Origin of the sequence: Streptomyces sp. NPDC101132, assembly GCF_044759225.1 — a bacterium.
Lineage (GTDB): Bacteria > Actinomycetota > Actinomycetes > Streptomycetales > Streptomycetaceae > Streptomyces.
The window spans coordinates 236,774-252,310 of the sequence record NZ_JBIVYX010000010.1 but is presented as its reverse complement, the minus strand read 5'-3'; the positions used below and the strand labels follow the sequence as shown (position 1 = coordinate 252,310).

Below are 15,537 nucleotides of genomic sequence, written 5' to 3'. Positions count from 1 at the left end.
CGCGTGACGCACGACCACGACCTGGTACTCCGTCCCACCGAGGCCCAGAAGGCGGCGGCCCTGGCGCCGCCGCCCGGCCGGACGGGCGGGGACCTGGTCGTGGAGACGCTCCAGGGGCTCGGGGCGACCACCGTCTTCGGGCTCCCGGGGCAGCACGCGCTGGGCGTCTTCGACGCCGTACGCCGTTCGGACCTGCGCCTGGTCACCCTCCGGGTGGAGAACAACGCCGGCTTCGCCGCCGACGCGTACGGACGGATCACCGGCGAGGCCGCGCCCCTGCTGCTCTCCACCGGTCCCGGCGCGCTCACCTCCCTGCCCGCCCTCCAGGAGGCCGCCGCGGCCTCCGCGCCCGTGGTCGCCATCTGCTCCCAGGTCCCGACCGCCGGCCTCGGCGGCGGGCGCCGCGGCCACCTGCACGAGCTGCGGGACCAGCAGGCCTCGTTCCGCGAGATCGTGAAGTCCGTGCACGTCGCGCGGACCCAGTCCCAGATCCCCTCCGTCATCGCGGCGGCCTGGGAGTCGGCCCTGACCGCCCCGCACGGGCCCGTATGGGTCGAGATCCCCGAGGACACCATCCGCGCCGAGACGGTGATCCCGCAGGTCACCGGTGTGGACGCGACCCCGCACGAGCTCGCGCCGCGTCCGGAGCTGACCGCGCTCGCCGCCCACTGGCTGGAGACCGCCTCCCGCCCGGTGATCATCGCGGGCGGCGGCGTCGTGCGCGCCGACGCCGCCGGCAAGCTGAAGCAGCTCGCCGAGCGTCTCAACGCCCCCGTCGTCACCACCTTCGGCGGCAAGGGCGCCTTCCCCTGGAACCACCCGCTCTCGCTCCAGTCGTGGCTGGAGGACCGGCACACGACCGGCTTCCTGGAGGACGCGGACGTCCTGCTCGTCGTCGGGTCGGGCCTGGGCGAGCTGTCCTCGAACTACCACACCTTCCTGCCCGGCGGCCGGGTCGTCCAGATCGAGGCCGACCTCGGCAAGCTGGAGTCCAACCACCCCGCCCTCGGCATCCACGCCGACGCCCGGCTCGCCCTGATGGCCCTGCTGGAGACCGTCGGCGAGCGCGAGGACCCGTACGCGCCCGAGCGCGTGAAGATGCTGCTGGCCGAGGTCGCGGGCCGGATCGCCGCCCAGGGGCTCACCCTGGAGCAGGAGGCGCTGGCCGCCGTGCGCGCCGCCCTGCCGGCGAGGTCGCCGTCCTTCTGGGACATGACGATCCTGTCGTACTGGGCCTGGTCCGCCTTCGATCCCGGGCACCCCAACACCATGCACTCGGCCCAGGGTGCGGGCGGCCTCGGCTACGCCTTCCCCGCCGCCCTCGGCGCGGCCGTCGCCGAGCCGGGCACGCCCGTCCTGGCGGTCTCCGGGGACGGCGGCGCGATGTACTCGATCGCGGAGCTGGCCACCGCCCGCCAGTACGACCTCGACGTGACCTGGCTGATCGTCGACGACGGCGGCTACGGCATCCTCCGCGAGTACATGACCGACGCCTTCGGGGCCACCGCCGGCACCGAACTCACCCGCCCGGACTTCGTCGCGCTGGCCGCCTCCTTCGGCGTACCGGCCGTCGCGACCACCCCCGAGCGGCTCCGCGCCGACCTCGCGGAGGCCCTGGCCACGCCCGGCCCGTCGGTGGTGGTGCTGCCGGCCGTGCTCCGGATGTTCGCCCCGACCCACCTCGACTGACCGCCCGGGCCACCCCGCCCGACCGCCCGGCCCACCCCGCCCGACCGCCGCCGGGCCCGTACGCCCGTACGCCGGGGCGCCCGTACGGGGGCGCCCGTACGGGGGCGCCCGTACGGGGGCGACGCCGGTACGGGCGCCGCCCGCGCGCCCCCGCTCCGCGCCCCCGGCCACCCCGCGGATTGTTGCGGCGGGATGAAATCCGCAGCTCGGGGTGTTGGGCCTTCCGGCAGAACAGGACGAACGGGGAGGCTCCACGTGGCGGCGGCAGAGACGGCCGGGGCAGGGAAAGCCGGTCCGGATACGGACCGGGAAACGCACACGGACACCGGCGGCGGCACGGGAGGGGACCGGGCGCCGCAGGCGGCCGGCTGGGCGCGCAGGCTCGCCGGCTACACCTGGCGGTACCGCCTGAACGTCCTGCTGGCCCTCGGCTCCTCCCTCGGCGGCATGGCCGTCATGGCCCTGGTCCCGTTGGTCACCAAGGTGATCATCGACGACGTCATCGGCGACCACACCAGGCCGATGGGCCCCTGGGCCGGCCTGCTGGTCGGCGCGGCCGTGCTCGTCTACGTCCTGACGTACGTGCGCCGCTACTACGGCGGCCGCCTCGCCCTCGACGTGCAGCACGACCTGCGCACCGAGATGTACGCCACCATCGCCCGGCTCGACGGCCGCCGCCAGGACGAGCTGTCCACCGGTCAGGTCGTGGGGCGCGCCACCAGCGACCTCCAGCTGATCCAGGGCCTGCTCTTCATGCTCCCGATGACCATCGGGAACTTCATGCTGTTCGGCATATCCCTCGCCGTCATGCTGTGGCTCTCGCCGCTGCTCACGGTCATCGCGCTGGCCATCGCCCCGGCCCTCTGGTTCATCGCCAAGCGCAGCCGGGCCAAGCTGTTCCCCGCCACCTGGTGGGCCCAGGGCCAGGCCGCCGCCGTCGCCACCGTGGTCGACGGCGCCGTCACCGGCGTCCGGGTGGTGAAGGGCTTCGGCCAGGAGGAGCAGGAGACCGGCAAGCTGCGGGAGGCGAGCCGCCGCCTGTTCGCCGGCCGCCTGCGCACCATCCGGCTGAACTCGCGCTACAACCCCGCGCTCCAGGCCGTGCCCGCCCTCGGTCAGGTCGCGATGCTCGCCGTCGGCGGCTGGATGGCCACCCGCGGCCAGGTCACGCTGGGCACCTTCGTGGCCTTCTCGACCTACCTGGCGCAGCTGGTCGGCCCGGTCCGGATGCTCGCCATGGTCCTCACCGTCGGCCAGCAGGCCCGGGCGGGCGTCGAGCGCGTGCTGGAGCTGATCGACACCGAGCCGGTGATCCGGGACGGCACGCGGGAGCTGCCGGCGGACGCGCCCGCCACCGTCGAGTTCGACGACGTCTCCTTCGGGTACGACCCGGAGCGGCCGGTCCTCGACGGCTTCTCCCTCTCCCTCGCCCCCGGCGAGACCGTGGCCGTGGTCGGCGCCTCCGGCAGCGGCAAGTCCACCGTCTCGCTGCTGCTGCCGCGCTTCTACGACGTCACCGGCGGCGCCGTGCTGGTCGGCGGCCACGACGTGCGGGAGCTGACCCAGGACTCGCTGCGGGCCGCCATCGGCCTCGTACCGGAGGACAGCTTCCTCTTCTCCGACACGGTCCGCGCCAACATCGCGTACGGCCGCCCCGAGGCCGGCGAGGAGCAGATCCGCGCCGCCGCCCGGGCGGCCCAGGCCGAGGGGTTCATCGAGGCCCTGCCCGAGGGGTACGACACCAAGGTCGGCGAGCACGGCCTGACCCTCTCCGGCGGTCAGCGCCAGCGCATCGCCCTGGCCCGCGCCATCCTCACCGACCCGCGGCTGCTGCTGCTCGACGACGCCACCTCGGCCGTCGACGCCCGCATCGAGCACGAGATCCACGAGGCCCTGCGCTCGGTGATGGCCGGCCGCACCACGCTGCTGATCGCGCACCGCCGCTCGACCCTCGCGCTGGCCGACCGGATCGCCGTACTGGACCGGGGCCGGCTCTCGGCCATCGGCACCCACGAGGAGCTGGAGGCCGGCTCGGAGCTGTACCGGCGGCTGCTGACCGACCCGGACGCGCTGGCCGGCGGCTCCCCGGACCCGGCGGGCGCGGCCGCGGCCCGGAGCCGGGACGAGGCGGCCGCCGAGGCCGCCACGCTCGCCGAGCTGGAGCTGGAACTCGACATCGAGGCCGAGGCCGAGATCGACGCCGAGCCGGTGAACGCCAAGCGCCGGGTCGCCGACGGCGTCACCCCGGAGCTGTGGCGCCGCGCCGAGGAGAACGAGGAGTACGGGGCCGCCCCCCGCGCCCACGCCGGGGGCAGCCGCAAGGGCGGCCCCGGCGCCGCCGCCCCCGCCAAGGCCCCCACCGCCGGCGCCCCCATGGCCGGCCCGGGCGGCCACTCCATGGGCGCCGCGGTGGCCGGCATGCCGGCCACCCCCGAACTGCTCGCGCAGGTGGCGGCGCTGCCGCCGGCCACCGACGTCCCCGAGGTCGACGAGGCGGCGGCCGCCGCCCCCGAGGAGAGCTACGGCCTGCGGCGCCTGCTGCGCGGCTTCTGGGCTCCCCTCGCGGTCAGCCTCGGCCTGGTGGCCGTGGACGCGGGCGCCGGACTGCTGCTGCCCGTGCTGATCCGGCACGGCATCGACGAGGGCGTCACCCGCCTCGCCCTCGGTGCCGTCTGGGCCGCGGCCGGGCTGGCGCTGCTCGTCGTCCTGTCCCAGTGGGCGGCCCAGGTGGCCGAGACCCGGATGACCGGCCGGACCGGCGAGCGGGTGCTGTACTCACTGCGCGTCAAGATCTTCGCCCAGCTCCAGCGGCTCGGCCTGGACTACTACGAGCGCGAGCTGACCGGCCGCATCATGACAAGGATGACCACGGACGTGGACGCGCTCAGCACGTTCCTCCAGACCGGCCTGGTCACCGCCGTGGTCTCGGTCCTCACCTTCTTCGGCATCCTCGTCGCGCTGCTGGTGATCGACGTCGAGCTGGCCCTGATCGTCTTCGCCACGCTGCCGGTGCTGGTCGTCGGCACGATCGTGTTCCGCCGCAGGTCGGTCAAGGCGTACGAGCTGGCCCGCGACCGCGTTTCGGTCGTCAACGCCGACCTCCAGGAGTCCGTCTCCGGCCTGCGGATCGTGCAGGCCTTCCGGCGCGAGGGGGCCGGCGCCGACCGGTTCGCCGCGCGCAGCGACGCGTACCGCGAGGCCCGGGTGCGCGGCCAGTGGCTGATCTCGGTCTACTTCCCCTTCGTCCAGCTGCTCTCCTCGCTCGCCGCCGCGGCCGTCCTGGTCGTGGGCGCCGGCCGGGTGGAGGCCGGCACGCTGACCACCGGCGCGCTGGTCGCGTACCTCCTCTACATCGACCTGTTCTTCGCGCCGGTGCAGCAGCTCTCCCAGGTCTTCGACGGCTACCAGCAGGCCACCGTCTCGCTGCGCCGGATCCAGGAGCTGCTGCGCGAGCCCACCCGCACCCCGCTCGCCGAGCGGCCGCGGGAGGCGGGCGAGCTGCGCGGCGAGATCGCGTTCGAGGACGTGCACTTCCGCTACGGGACCGGCGAGGAGGACGGTGCCCAGGGCACGGCCGTCGAGCGCAAGGGCGAGGCCCTGGCCGGCATCGAGCTGCGGATACCCGCCGGGCAGACCGTCGCGTTCGTCGGCGAGACCGGCGCGGGCAAGTCCACGCTGGTGAAGCTGGTCGCGCGCTTTTACGACCCGACCTCCGGCCGGGTCACCGTCGACGGCACCGACCTCCGCGAGCTGGACCTCACCGGCTACCGGCACCGGCTCGGGGTGGTCCCGCAGGAGTCGTACCTCTTCCCGGGGACGGTCCGCGACGCGATCGCGTACGGGCGCCCGGAGGCGACCGACGCGGAGGTCGAGGCCGCCGCGCGGGCCGTCGGGGCCCACGACATGATCGCCACGCTGGACGGCGGCTACCTGCACACCGTGGCCGAGCGGGGCAGGAACCTCTCGGCCGGCCAGCGCCAGCTGATCGCGCTGGCCCGGGCCGAGCTGGTCGACCCGGACGTGCTGCTGCTCGACGAGGCCACCGCCGCCCTGGACCTGGCCACCGAGGCCGTGGTCAACCAGGCCACCGACCGGCTCGTCGGCAAGCGGACCACCCTGGTGGTGGCGCACCGGCTCACCACGGCCGCCCGCGCGGACCGGGTGGTCGTGATGGACCGGGGCCGGGTCGTCGAGGACGGCACCCACGCCGAACTGCTGGCGCGCGGCGGCCGGTACGCCGAGCTGTGGCGGACCTTCATCGGCGAGGACGAGCACGCCGCCGCGTAGGGGGCGCCCGGCGGGCGTGTCCGGAACCTTTCGGCACCGGCGGCGCGCGAGGGGCCCTGCGCAACCAACGGGGTCCCTCGCGCGTCCGACGTAGGTACGTGCGTTCGGTACGTACGTCCGGAGTGTGAGGGGACGACGGGTGTTTTCTTCGAGGGGCGGGACCCGGCGCGCGCTGGTGCGCACCGCCGGCGTGACGATATCCGGGGCGGCGCTGCTGGTCGGCGCCCTCTCCGCGCCGGCCCAGGCCGCGTCCGGCTGCGGGGGACGGCTGATGAAGTCCCTGCCGTTCAGCACCGGGACCACGTACGTCTACAAGACCCGCACGCACGCCTGCGCCGTCACCCTCCCCAAGCGCCCGGGCGGCCGGCAGCAGATGTCCGTCAGCATCCAGGCCCGCGGCGGGGTGCCCGTGCGCGACAGCGGCCGCTTCTACCAACTGGCCGGTCCGGTCACCGTGTACGCGGTGACCCGCTGCGTCTTCGTGCGCGGGTCCGTGGGCGGCGGCTCGGTGGCCTCGGGCTGGATCCTCTGCTGACCGCGGCCGGATTCCGACCGTCCCCCCGGCCGAGATCCGACGAACGGGCCAACCGGGTCTGGTCAGCCGCGTGTTGACCCCGTAGGTTCACGGCGTCCGCAGTGAACTCAAGGGGAGGGTGAATGCGCAAGGCGCTCAGATGGCTGCTGTCGCTCGTGGTGCTGATCGGCACCATGGGTGCGGCCGGAGTGACGGCCGGGGCGGCCACCGCCGCCGGGCCGGCAGCCGGCACAGACATCAAGGACCAGGTCCTCGCGATACCGGGGATGAGCCTCGTCGAGGAGAAGCCGTACCCCGGCTACCGCTTCTTCGTACTGAACTACAAGCAGCCGGTCGACCACCGGCAGCCGTGGAAGGGCACCTTCGACCAGCGGTTCACCCTGCTGCACAAGGACGCGTCCCGCCCCACGGTGTTCTTCACCTCGGGCTACAACGTCAACACCAGCCCGCGCCGCAGCGAGCCGACGACCATCGTCGACGGCAACCAGGTGTCGCTGGAGTATCGATTCTTCACCCCGTCGCGCCCGGCGCCCGCCGACTGGTCGAAGCTGGACATCTGGCAGGCCGCCAGCGACCAGCACCGCCTCTTCAAGGCGCTGAAGCCGCTGTACACCAAGCGCTGGATCGCCACCGGCGGCAGCAAGGGCGGCATGACCGCCACGTACTACGAGCGCTTCTACCCGCGTGACATGGACGGCGTCGTCGCGTACGTCGCCCCCAACGACGTGGTCAACAAGGAGGACTCGGCCTACGACCGGTTCTTCGACCGCGTCGGCACCAAGGAGTGCCGCGACCGGCTGAACGCCGTCCAGCGCGAGGCCCTCGTGCGCCGCGACGCCCTGGAGGCCAAGTACGCCGCGTACGCCGCGGAGAACGGCTACACCTTCACCACCGTCGGCAGCCTCGACAAGGCCTTCGAGGCCGTCGTCCTGGACTACGTGTGGGCCTTCTGGCAGTACAGCCTGCTGGCCGACTGCGGCTCGATCCCCGTCGCGGCGACCGCCACCGACCAGGAGATCTGGGACTCGGTCGATGCCATCTCCGGCTTCTCGGCCTACGCCGACCAGGGCCTGGAGACGTACACCCCGTACTACTACCAGGCCGGCACGCAGCTCGGTTCGCCCGACATCAAGCAGCGCCACCTGGCCGGCCTGAGCCGCTACGGCTACCAGCCGCCGCGCAACTTCGTGCCGGCCTCCATCCCCATGCAGTTCCAGCCGTGGGTGATGCGTGACGTCGACACCTGGGTCCGCAACAACGCCCGTCACATGCTCTTCGTGTACGGCCAGAACGACCCGTGGGGCGCCGAGCCGTTCCACCTCGGCTACGGCTCCCGCGACAGCTACGTGATGACCGCCCCCGGCGCGAACCACGGAGCCCGCGTGTCCATGCTGAAGGACGACGAGAAGGCCCTCGCCACCGCCCGCATCCTGGAGTGGGCCGGCGTCGCCCCGGCGGCCGTCAAGGCCGACGCGGGCAAGGCGCGCCCGCTGGCGAAGCCGGACGCGAAGCTGGACCGCAAGGACGTCGAGCGCCGGCAGACGCTGCGCCCGTAGTACCCGTAGTACCCGTAGTACCCGAGAGGCCCTTGCGGGCGGCGTACACCCGCCGCCCGCAAGGGCCTCCGCACGTCTCCGGCACGCAGTCCCCGGTAGGCCGGCCTCAGTACGACAGCCCGTGTCCCACCGGGTAGCGGCCCGGCACCGGGACGGGCAGCCGGCCCGCCGGCCGCACCTCTCCCGCGACCACCCGGGCGGCGGCCCGCAGCTCCACGTCCGTCCACGAGTACGCCGCCAGGCTCGCCGCGCACTCCGGCAGCCGGGCGGCGTCGTACGGGTTGCGCACGGCGAGGGAGACCACCGGCACCCCGGTGTCCACCAGGGCCTGGACGAGGGCCCGCTGCGGGCTGCCGTCGGCCACGTTGTACGTGCACACCAGCACCGCGTCGGCCTCCCGTGCCGCCGCGACCGCGCGCCGTACCGCGTCCGCGTCGGGCGCGAGCCCGGTCGGCACGGCGCCCGCGGTGAACCCGAGGGCGGTCAGCTCCCGGGCCAGGGTCGCCGTCGGCGGTCCGGTCGTCCCGGTGGGCGACACCGGATCGGCCCCGGTGACCAGCAGGCGAGGGGTCCGCGCTGGCGAAAGGGGCAGCAGGCCGGCGGAGTTGGCCAGCAGCGTGGTCCCCGCGGCCGCGATGGTGTCGGCCGCCGCGCGGTGTTCCGCCGCACCCACCACGGCCTCCACCCGCGCGGGATCCGTGAACGGGGCGCCGAACAGCCCCAGCCGCGCCTTGAGCCGGAGGATCCGCAGCACCGACTCCTCGATCCGCGCCTCCGTCAGCTCACCGCTCCGGACGGCCGCGATGACGCTCCGGTGGGCCAGGTCCAGGTCCGGCGGGTTGAGCAGCTGGTCGCAGCCCGCCTTCAGGGCCAGCACCGGCACCCGGTCGTTGCCGTACTTCTGCCGTACCCCCGCCATGTCGAGGGCGTCGGTGACCACGACGCCCTCGAAGCCCAGCCGCCGGCGCAGGATGCCGGTCACGATGGGCTGCGAGAGGGTGGCCGGATCGCCGGACGGGTCGAGCGCGGGGAAGACGATGTGGGCGGTCATCACCGCGTCCACCCCGGCGGCGATCGCCGCCTCGAAGGGCGGCGCGTCCAGCCGCTCCCACTCCTTCAGGCTGTGCCCCATCCGGGGCAGCCCGTAGTGGCTGTCCGTCTCGGTGTCCCCGTGGCCCGGGAAGTGCTTGGCGGTGGCCGCGATCCCGGCTGCCCGGTAACCCCGTACCTGGGCCGCGACCAGCTCCGCCACCGGGCCGGGGGCCGAGCCGAAGGACCGTACCCCGATCACCGGGTTGGCCGGGTTGACGTTCACGTCGGCCACCGGCGCGTAGTCCTGGGCCACGCCCAGCGCGGCCAGCTCGGTGCCCGCGATCTCGGCGGCCCGCCGGGCGTGCTCGGCGGAACCGGCCGCACCGAGCGCCATGGCGCCGGGCAGCAGCGTGAGCGGCCGGCCGATCCGGGCGATGATCCCGTGCTCCTGGTCGGTGGAGACCAGCAGCGGTACCGGGTTCGGCCCGGCGAGCGCGGCCCGCTGGAGGCCGTCGGACAGCCCCGCGATCTGCGCCGGCTCCCGGGTGTTGTGCGCCCACGCGAAGTAGACGACCCCGCCCAGGTGGTAGCGGCGGACCACCTCCGCGGCGGTCCGCACCCCGAACTGGGCGAGGTTCTTCTCGGCGTCGGCGGGCTCGGGATCGGTGGCGGAGTGCCCGTACACCCGGCTGACGAACAACTGCCCGACCTTCTCGGCCAGGCTCATCCGCGCCACGAGCCGCAGCAGCCAGGGATGCGGCACCGCCGTGGCCCGGCCGCTGGCCGAGGCCGAGGCCCCGGCGGCCGAGACGGCAGCCGCCGCGGCCGCGGCGAGCAGGGTGCGTCGAGAGGTCGCGTTCACCACCCGCGCACGCTACTGCGGCCCGCCGCCGGGGGCGGGGGGACACGCCAGAGCGGTGCCCGGGGGCGGCCAGTGGGACTGCAGGGTGGTGATCGTCTCCGTGATGGCCGGGCGGCGGGCGGCGGCGGTGCGCCAGAGGGCGTAGAGGCGGCGGACCGGGGCCGGTTCGAGGGGGAGTGCGGTCACGCCCGCGGGAAGGGGGCCGGTGCCCAGCGTGGGGACCACGGCGATGCCGAGGCCCGCCGCGACCAGGGCGACGATGGTGTGGTTCTCCTCCGCCATGTGGACGACCTCCGGCTCGTGGCCCGCCGTGCGCAGCGTCCGCATCAGCCAGTCGTGGCAGACCCGGCCCGGGGGCTGGCTGATCCAGCGCTGGCCGGCCAGGTCCGCGTGGCGCACCACGGCGCGCCCCGCGAAGGCGTGGTCCGCCGGGACGAGGAGGTCGCAGCGCTCCTCGCCGACGCGGGTCTGCTCCACGCCGTCGGGCGCCGGCAGCGGGGCGATGTCCCAGTCGTGCGCGACCGCGAGGTCGGTCACGCCCCGGGCCACCAGGTCCACCGACAGGTGCGGGTCCACCTCGGTCATCCGGACGTCCAGGGCGGGGTGACGGCGCGCCAGGTCGGCCAGGACCGCCGGCATCAGCCCGCGGGCCGCGGAGGCGAAGGCGGCGACGGTCAGGCGGCCGCCCGGCAGGCCCCGGCGCTCCTCCAGCGTGGTCTCGGCCTGCTCCATGATCGCGAGCAGCCGCTCGGCCGTGTCGGCCAGGTGGCGGGCCTCCTCGGTCAGGGCCACGCCGCGGCCCCGGCGCTCCAGGAGGGTGGTGCGGGTCTCCCGCTCCAGCTTGGTGATCTGCTGGGAGACGGCCGAGGGGGTGTAGCCCAGGGCGGCGGCCGCGGCGGCGACCGAGCCGTGGACGGAGACGGCGTGCAGGGCGCGGAGTCGGGCGAGGTCCAGCATCCCTCCAGTTAAGCACTGCTTAATCCGGCCCGGTAGGGATGCGCGCTGGTGCTTCATCCGGCGGCCACGGATGCTCGACGTATGCGTCCCGTACACACCGCGCTCGCCGTGCTCGTCGCCGCCGTCTGGGGCTTCAACTTCGTCGTCATCGAGATCGGCCTCGACCACTTCCCGCCGCTGCTGCTCTCCGCGCTGCGGTTCCTCGTCGCGGCCCTGCCCGCGGTGTTCCTCGTCGGGCGGCCCACCGTCGCCTGGAAGTGGATCGTCGGGGTCGGACTCGCCCTCGGGGTCGCCAAGTTCGGGCTGCTGTTCACCGGCATGGACGCCGGGATGCCGGCCGGGCTGTCCTCCCTGGTGCTCCAGGCCCAGGCCGTGTTCACCGCGGTGTTCGCCGCGCTGGTGCTGGGGGAGCGGCCGGGCCGGGTGCGGCTGGCGGGCATGGCGGTGGCCTTCGCGGGGATCGCCGTGGCCGCCGTGGAGCAGGGGGCCTCGGGGCCGGTGCTCGGCTTCGCGCTGGTGGTTGCCGCGGCCGCGTGCTGGGGCGTGTCGAACGTACTGACCCGCCGGGCGGCCCCGCCCGACGCCCTGAACTTCATGATCTGGGTGTGCACCGTGCCGGTGCTGCCGCTGTTCGCCCTCTCGCTGCTGCTGGAGGGGCCCGAGCGGGACCTCGCCGCGCTGCGGGCGCTCGACTGGGGCGGGGCCGGGGTGCTGGTGTACGTCGCCTGGGTGTCCACGGTGTTCGGCTTCGGGGCCTGGGGATACCTGCTGCGCCGCTACCCGGCCTCCTCGGTGGCGCCCTTCTCGCTGCTGGTGCCGGTCTTCGGGATGAGCTCGGCGGCACTGGTGCTGGGCGAGCCGGTGAGCGGGCTCCGGTGGGCGGCGGCGGTGCTGCTGGTCGGCGGGGTGGCCCTGACCTCCTTCGGCCGCGGCCCCCGCCGTGCCGTCAGCGCGGCGAACGCTCCTGGAGGTCCAGCCGCCAGTCCTGTCCCACCAGGTCCGCGCCGAACGACCGGTGCGGCTTCTCGGCGATGAGGGTGAAGCCGGCGCGCCGGTAGATGCCGGCCGCCGAGGTCAGCACGTCGTTGGTCCACAGGACCAGCTCGCGGTAGCCCACCTCGCGGGCGAAGGCGACGACCGCGTCGACCAGGCGCGCGCCGATGCCGTGGCCGCGCCCCTCGGGGTCGACCAGCAGCAGGCGCAGCCGGGCGGCGCCGGGCGCGTCGTCCCGTACGCACATCACGGAGCCCACCGGGCGGCCGGCCAGCTCGGCGATCCAGACCCGCTCCAGGTGCGGGTCGTGGTCCTGGGCGAAGTCCGCGACGATCCGGGCGACCAGGCCCTCGAAGTCGGCGTTCCAGCCGAACTCGGCGGCGTACAGCGCGCCGTGGCGCTGCACGATCCAGCCCAGGTCGCCGGGCTCGGGGTCGCGGAGGCGTACGTCCTGCTCGGGCCGGTCGGTGTCCATGGCGCCCAAAATAGCGCGGCGGCCGAGGGCCCGGCAGCGCTGCCGGGCCCTCACCCGGACGGGTGAGACGGGGCTACTTCCGGCCGCCGCCGAGGATCTGCCCGAGCAGGTCGCCGAGACCGCCGCCGGCGGACGGTGACGACGGCGCGGGGGAGCCGGAGCCGGGGGCCGGGGCGGCGCCGGGGGCCGCCGTGCCCTTGCCGGCCGCCCGCTTGGCGAAGACCGCCAGGACGACGGGGATCAGCAGCTCGATCACGCGGCTGACGGTCGCGGCCGGCAGGCCCGTCTTCTTCGCGACCGCGTTGGCGACCGGCTTGCTCACCTTGGCCAGCACGCCCGCCATCAGGCCGCCGCCCAGCAGCCCGCCGCCGAGGGTGGCGACGCCCTGGAGGGGTGGCTCGGCCACCTCGGCGAAGGCCTGGCGGACCTCGTCGCCGTCGTCGTCCTCGTCGTGGTCGACGGCCGAGGCCTTCTGCTCCAGCCCGCCCGTCAGCTCGCCGACGGTCGTCGCGACGGTGGCGCGGGCGCCGTCGGTGTCGGTGCCGAGCAGGCCGGCGATCTCGGTCAGCCCGTCCTCGCCGAGTTCGGCGAGCACGTCGTCCTGGAAAGAGGGTTCGCTCATGCCGGAAACGCTACGTCCGTCCCTATTTGCCGGCACGTTGGGTGCGTCGAAGGTAACGGAAAGATAAATCTCGGATTCTCGTGCAACCGTCCGGCGGGGTCGGGGGTCGTACATGGCGTCGGAACTTCCGGGAGGGGATCTGGGGGGATCGGGAAGGACCGACGAGGGTGGGGAACCCACGCGAGGGGGTTCCGGCCGCGAGGCCGGACCCCCTTCGCTGTTTTCCGGCCCCGGGCCGAGCGGGTTGTCCACAGGCCCCGGCGGGGTGTCGGCGCCTGACGGTAGCTTCGGGGCATGTCGAATCTCGCGGTGCTGGAAGGGGTGCTGGAGCGGATCACGTACGCCAACGAGGAGACCGGCTACACGGTCGCCCGGGTCGACACCGGCCGGGGCGGCGGGGACCTCCTCACGGTCGTCGGATCCCTGCTCGGCGCGCAGCCCGGCGAATCCCTGCGCATGGAGGGCCGTTGGGGCTCCCACCCGCAGTACGGCAGGCAGTTCGCGGTGGAGAACTACTCCACGGTCCTGCCCGCCACCATCCAGGGCATCCGCCGCTACCTCGGCTCGGGGCTCATCAAGGGCATCGGCCCCCGCATCGCCGACCGGATCGTCGAGCACTTCGGCACCGACACCCTCGACGTGATCGAGCGGGAGCCGAAGCGGCTGGTCGAGGTGCCCGGGCTGGGGCCCAAGCGGACGAGGATGATCGGCGCGGCCTGGGAGGAGCAGAAGGCCATCAAGGAGGTCATGGTCTTCCTCCAGGGCGTCGGCGTCTCCACCTCCATCGCGGTGCGCATCTACAAGAAGTACGGCGACGCCTCGATCTCCGTGGTGCGCAACCAGCCCTACCGCCTCGCCGCCGACGTCTGGGGCATCGGCTTCCTCACCGCCGACCGCATCGCCCAGGCCGTCGGCATCCCCCACGACAGCCCCGAGCGGGTCAAGGCCGGGCTCCAGTACGCCCTCTCGCAGTCCACCGACCAGGGCCACTGCTTCCTGCCCGAGGAGCGGCTGATCTCCGACGCCGTCAAGCTCCTCCAGGTCGACACCGGGCTCGTCATCGAGTGCCTCGCCGAACTGGCCGGCGAGGAGGAGGGCGTGGTCCGCGAGTCCGTCCCCGATCCCGGGGGCGGTGACCCGGTCAGGGCCGTCTACCTGGTGCCCTTCCACCGCGCGGAGCTGTCGCTGACGGGACAGCTGCGGCGGCTGCTGGCGGCCGAGGACGACCGGATGCCGGCCTTCCGGGACGTGGACTGGGAGAAGGCCCTCGGCTGGCTGGCCGGGCGTACCGGCGCGGACCTCGCCGCCGAGCAGCGGGAGGCCGTACGGCTGGCGCTGACCCGGAAGGTCGCGGTGCTCACCGGCGGGCCGGGTTGCGGCAAGTCCTTCACCGTCCGGTCGATCGTGGAACTGGCCCGGGCCAAGCGGTACAAGGTGGTGCTGGCCGCGCCGACCGGCCGCGCGGCCAAGCGGCTGGCCGAGCTGACCGGGGCCGAGGCCTCCACGGTCCACCGGCTGCTGGAGCTGAAGCCGGGCGGGGACGCCGCGTACGACCGGGAGCGGCCGCTCGACGCCGACCTGGTCGTCGTCGACGAGGCCTCGATGCTGGACCTGCTGCTGGCCAACAAGCTGGTCAAGGCGGTGGCGCCGGGGGCCCACCTGCTGCTGGTGGGCGACGTGGACCAGCTGCCGTCGGTGGGCGCGGGCGAGGTGCTGCGGGACCTGCTGGCCGAGGGCGGGCCGGTTCCCGCCGTACGGCTGACGCGCATCTTCCGGCAGGCCCAGCAGTCGGGGGTGGTCACCAACGCCCACCGGATCAACACCGGGGTCCCGCCGATCACCCAGGGGCTGCCGGACTTCTTCCTGTTCGCCGAGGAGGACACCGAGGCCGCGGGGCTGCTGGCGGTGGACGTGGCCGCCCGCCGGATCCCGGCCAGGTTCGGCCTCGACCCCCGGCGCGACGTCCAGGTGCTGGCGCCCATGCACCGGGGCCCGGCCGGGGCCGGCAACCTCAACGGCCTGCTCCAGCAGGCCGTCACCCCGGCCCGCCCCGACGTGCCGGAGAAGCGCTTCGGCGGCCGGGTCTTCCGGGTGGGCGACAAGGTCACCCAGATCCGCAACAACTACGAGAAGGGCGCCAACGGCGTCTTCAACGGCACGGTCGGCGTGGTCACCGCGCTCAGCCTCGACGACCAGCGGCTCACCGTCCGCACCGACGAGGACGAGGAGGTCGTGTACGAGTTCGACGAACTTGACGAACTCGCCCATGCGTACGCCGTCACCATTCACAGGTCCCAGGGGAGTGAATACCCGGCGGTCGTGATCCCGGTCACCACCGGGGCCTGGATGATGCTCCAGCGGAACCTGCTCTATACGGCTGTCACCCGCGCGAAGAAACTGGTCGTGCTGGTGGGTTCCCGCAAGGCTCTCGGGCAGGCGGTGCGTACCGTTTCCGCAGGCAGGAGGTACACGGCGGTGGCCGCCAGGCTGTCCGGACGCATACCGGTGGGAAACATCACCCAAGAATGA

9 protein-coding genes and 1 pseudogene are annotated in these 15,537 nt (G+C 74.1%); 6 read left to right on the top strand and 4 right to left on the bottom strand.

What is annotated here, in order from left to right:
* The first annotated feature begins 3 nt into the window (after positions 1 to 3).
* The 4 genes from ACIQUR_RS23975 to ACIQUR_RS23960 all read left to right on the top strand — a co-directional run bounded on the left by ACIQUR_RS23975 (position 4) and on the right by ACIQUR_RS23960 (position 8,067).
* Complete coding sequence (locus tag ACIQUR_RS23975; RefSeq protein WP_403667709.1) at positions 4 to 1,689, top strand: thiamine pyrophosphate-binding protein; 1,686 nt, start codon at positions 4 to 6, stop codon at positions 1,687 to 1,689.
* A 408-nt stretch (positions 1,690 to 2,097) separates the two neighbouring features.
* A complete protein-coding gene (locus ACIQUR_RS23970; protein WP_403667947.1) occupies positions 2,098 to 5,976 on the top strand; it encodes an ABC transporter ATP-binding protein in 3,879 nt (1,292 codons plus the stop codon).
* Positions 5,977 to 6,115: 139 nt separating this feature from the next.
* Entirely contained in the window at positions 6,116 to 6,511 is a 396-nt protein-coding gene (locus tag ACIQUR_RS23965; protein ID WP_403667707.1) for a hypothetical protein, read from the top strand.
* Positions 6,512 to 6,633: 122 nt separating this feature from the next.
* Complete coding sequence (locus tag ACIQUR_RS23960) at positions 6,634 to 8,067, top strand: S28 family serine protease (RefSeq protein ID WP_403667704.1); 1,434 nt, start codon at positions 6,634 to 6,636, stop codon at positions 8,065 to 8,067.
* 106 nt (positions 8,068 to 8,173) lie between these two features.
* On the opposite strand, the gene ACIQUR_RS23955 is transcribed toward ACIQUR_RS23960, so the two are convergent.
* The gene (locus ACIQUR_RS23955; protein ID WP_403667701.1) at positions 8,174 to 9,964 is read right to left on the bottom strand and encodes a glycoside hydrolase family 3 protein; all 1,791 of its coding nucleotides are present in this window, start codon (positions 9,962 to 9,964) and stop codon (positions 8,174 to 8,176) included.
* A 9-nt stretch (positions 9,965 to 9,973) separates the two neighbouring features.
* On the bottom strand, positions 9,974 to 10,918 hold the full coding sequence (locus ACIQUR_RS23950) for a LysR substrate-binding domain-containing protein (RefSeq protein ID WP_403667699.1): 945 nt from the start codon (positions 10,916 to 10,918) through the stop codon (positions 9,974 to 9,976).
* Positions 10,919 to 10,999: 81 nt separating this feature from the next.
* Between ACIQUR_RS23950 and ACIQUR_RS23945 the strand changes: the two genes are divergently transcribed.
* The gene (locus ACIQUR_RS23945) at positions 11,000 to 11,953 is read left to right on the top strand and encodes an EamA family transporter (protein ID WP_403667696.1); all 954 of its coding nucleotides are present in this window, start codon (positions 11,000 to 11,002) and stop codon (positions 11,951 to 11,953) included.
* Here the strand turns inward: ACIQUR_RS23945 and ACIQUR_RS23940 are convergent.
* Both ACIQUR_RS23940 and ACIQUR_RS23935 read right to left on the bottom strand, forming a co-directional pair.
* Positions 11,865 to 12,362, bottom strand: a pseudogene (locus ACIQUR_RS23940) (GNAT family N-acetyltransferase); the annotation flags it as partial. The gene ACIQUR_RS23945 and the pseudogene ACIQUR_RS23940 sit on opposite strands and share 89 nt — an antisense overlap.
* 97 nt (positions 12,363 to 12,459) lie before the next feature.
* Positions 12,460 to 13,008 carry a DUF937 domain-containing protein gene (locus tag ACIQUR_RS23935; protein WP_403667693.1) on the bottom strand — a complete coding sequence of 183 codons (549 nt, stop codon included), beginning with the start codon at positions 13,006 to 13,008 and terminating at the stop codon, positions 12,460 to 12,462.
* Between the two features lie 294 nt (positions 13,009 to 13,302).
* On the opposite strand from ACIQUR_RS23935, the gene ACIQUR_RS23930 reads away from it, so the two are divergent.
* Positions 13,303 to 15,537: an ATP-dependent RecD-like DNA helicase gene (locus ACIQUR_RS23930; protein ID WP_403667690.1), complete on the top strand. Its 2,235-nt coding sequence runs from the start codon at positions 13,303 to 13,305 to the stop codon at positions 15,535 to 15,537.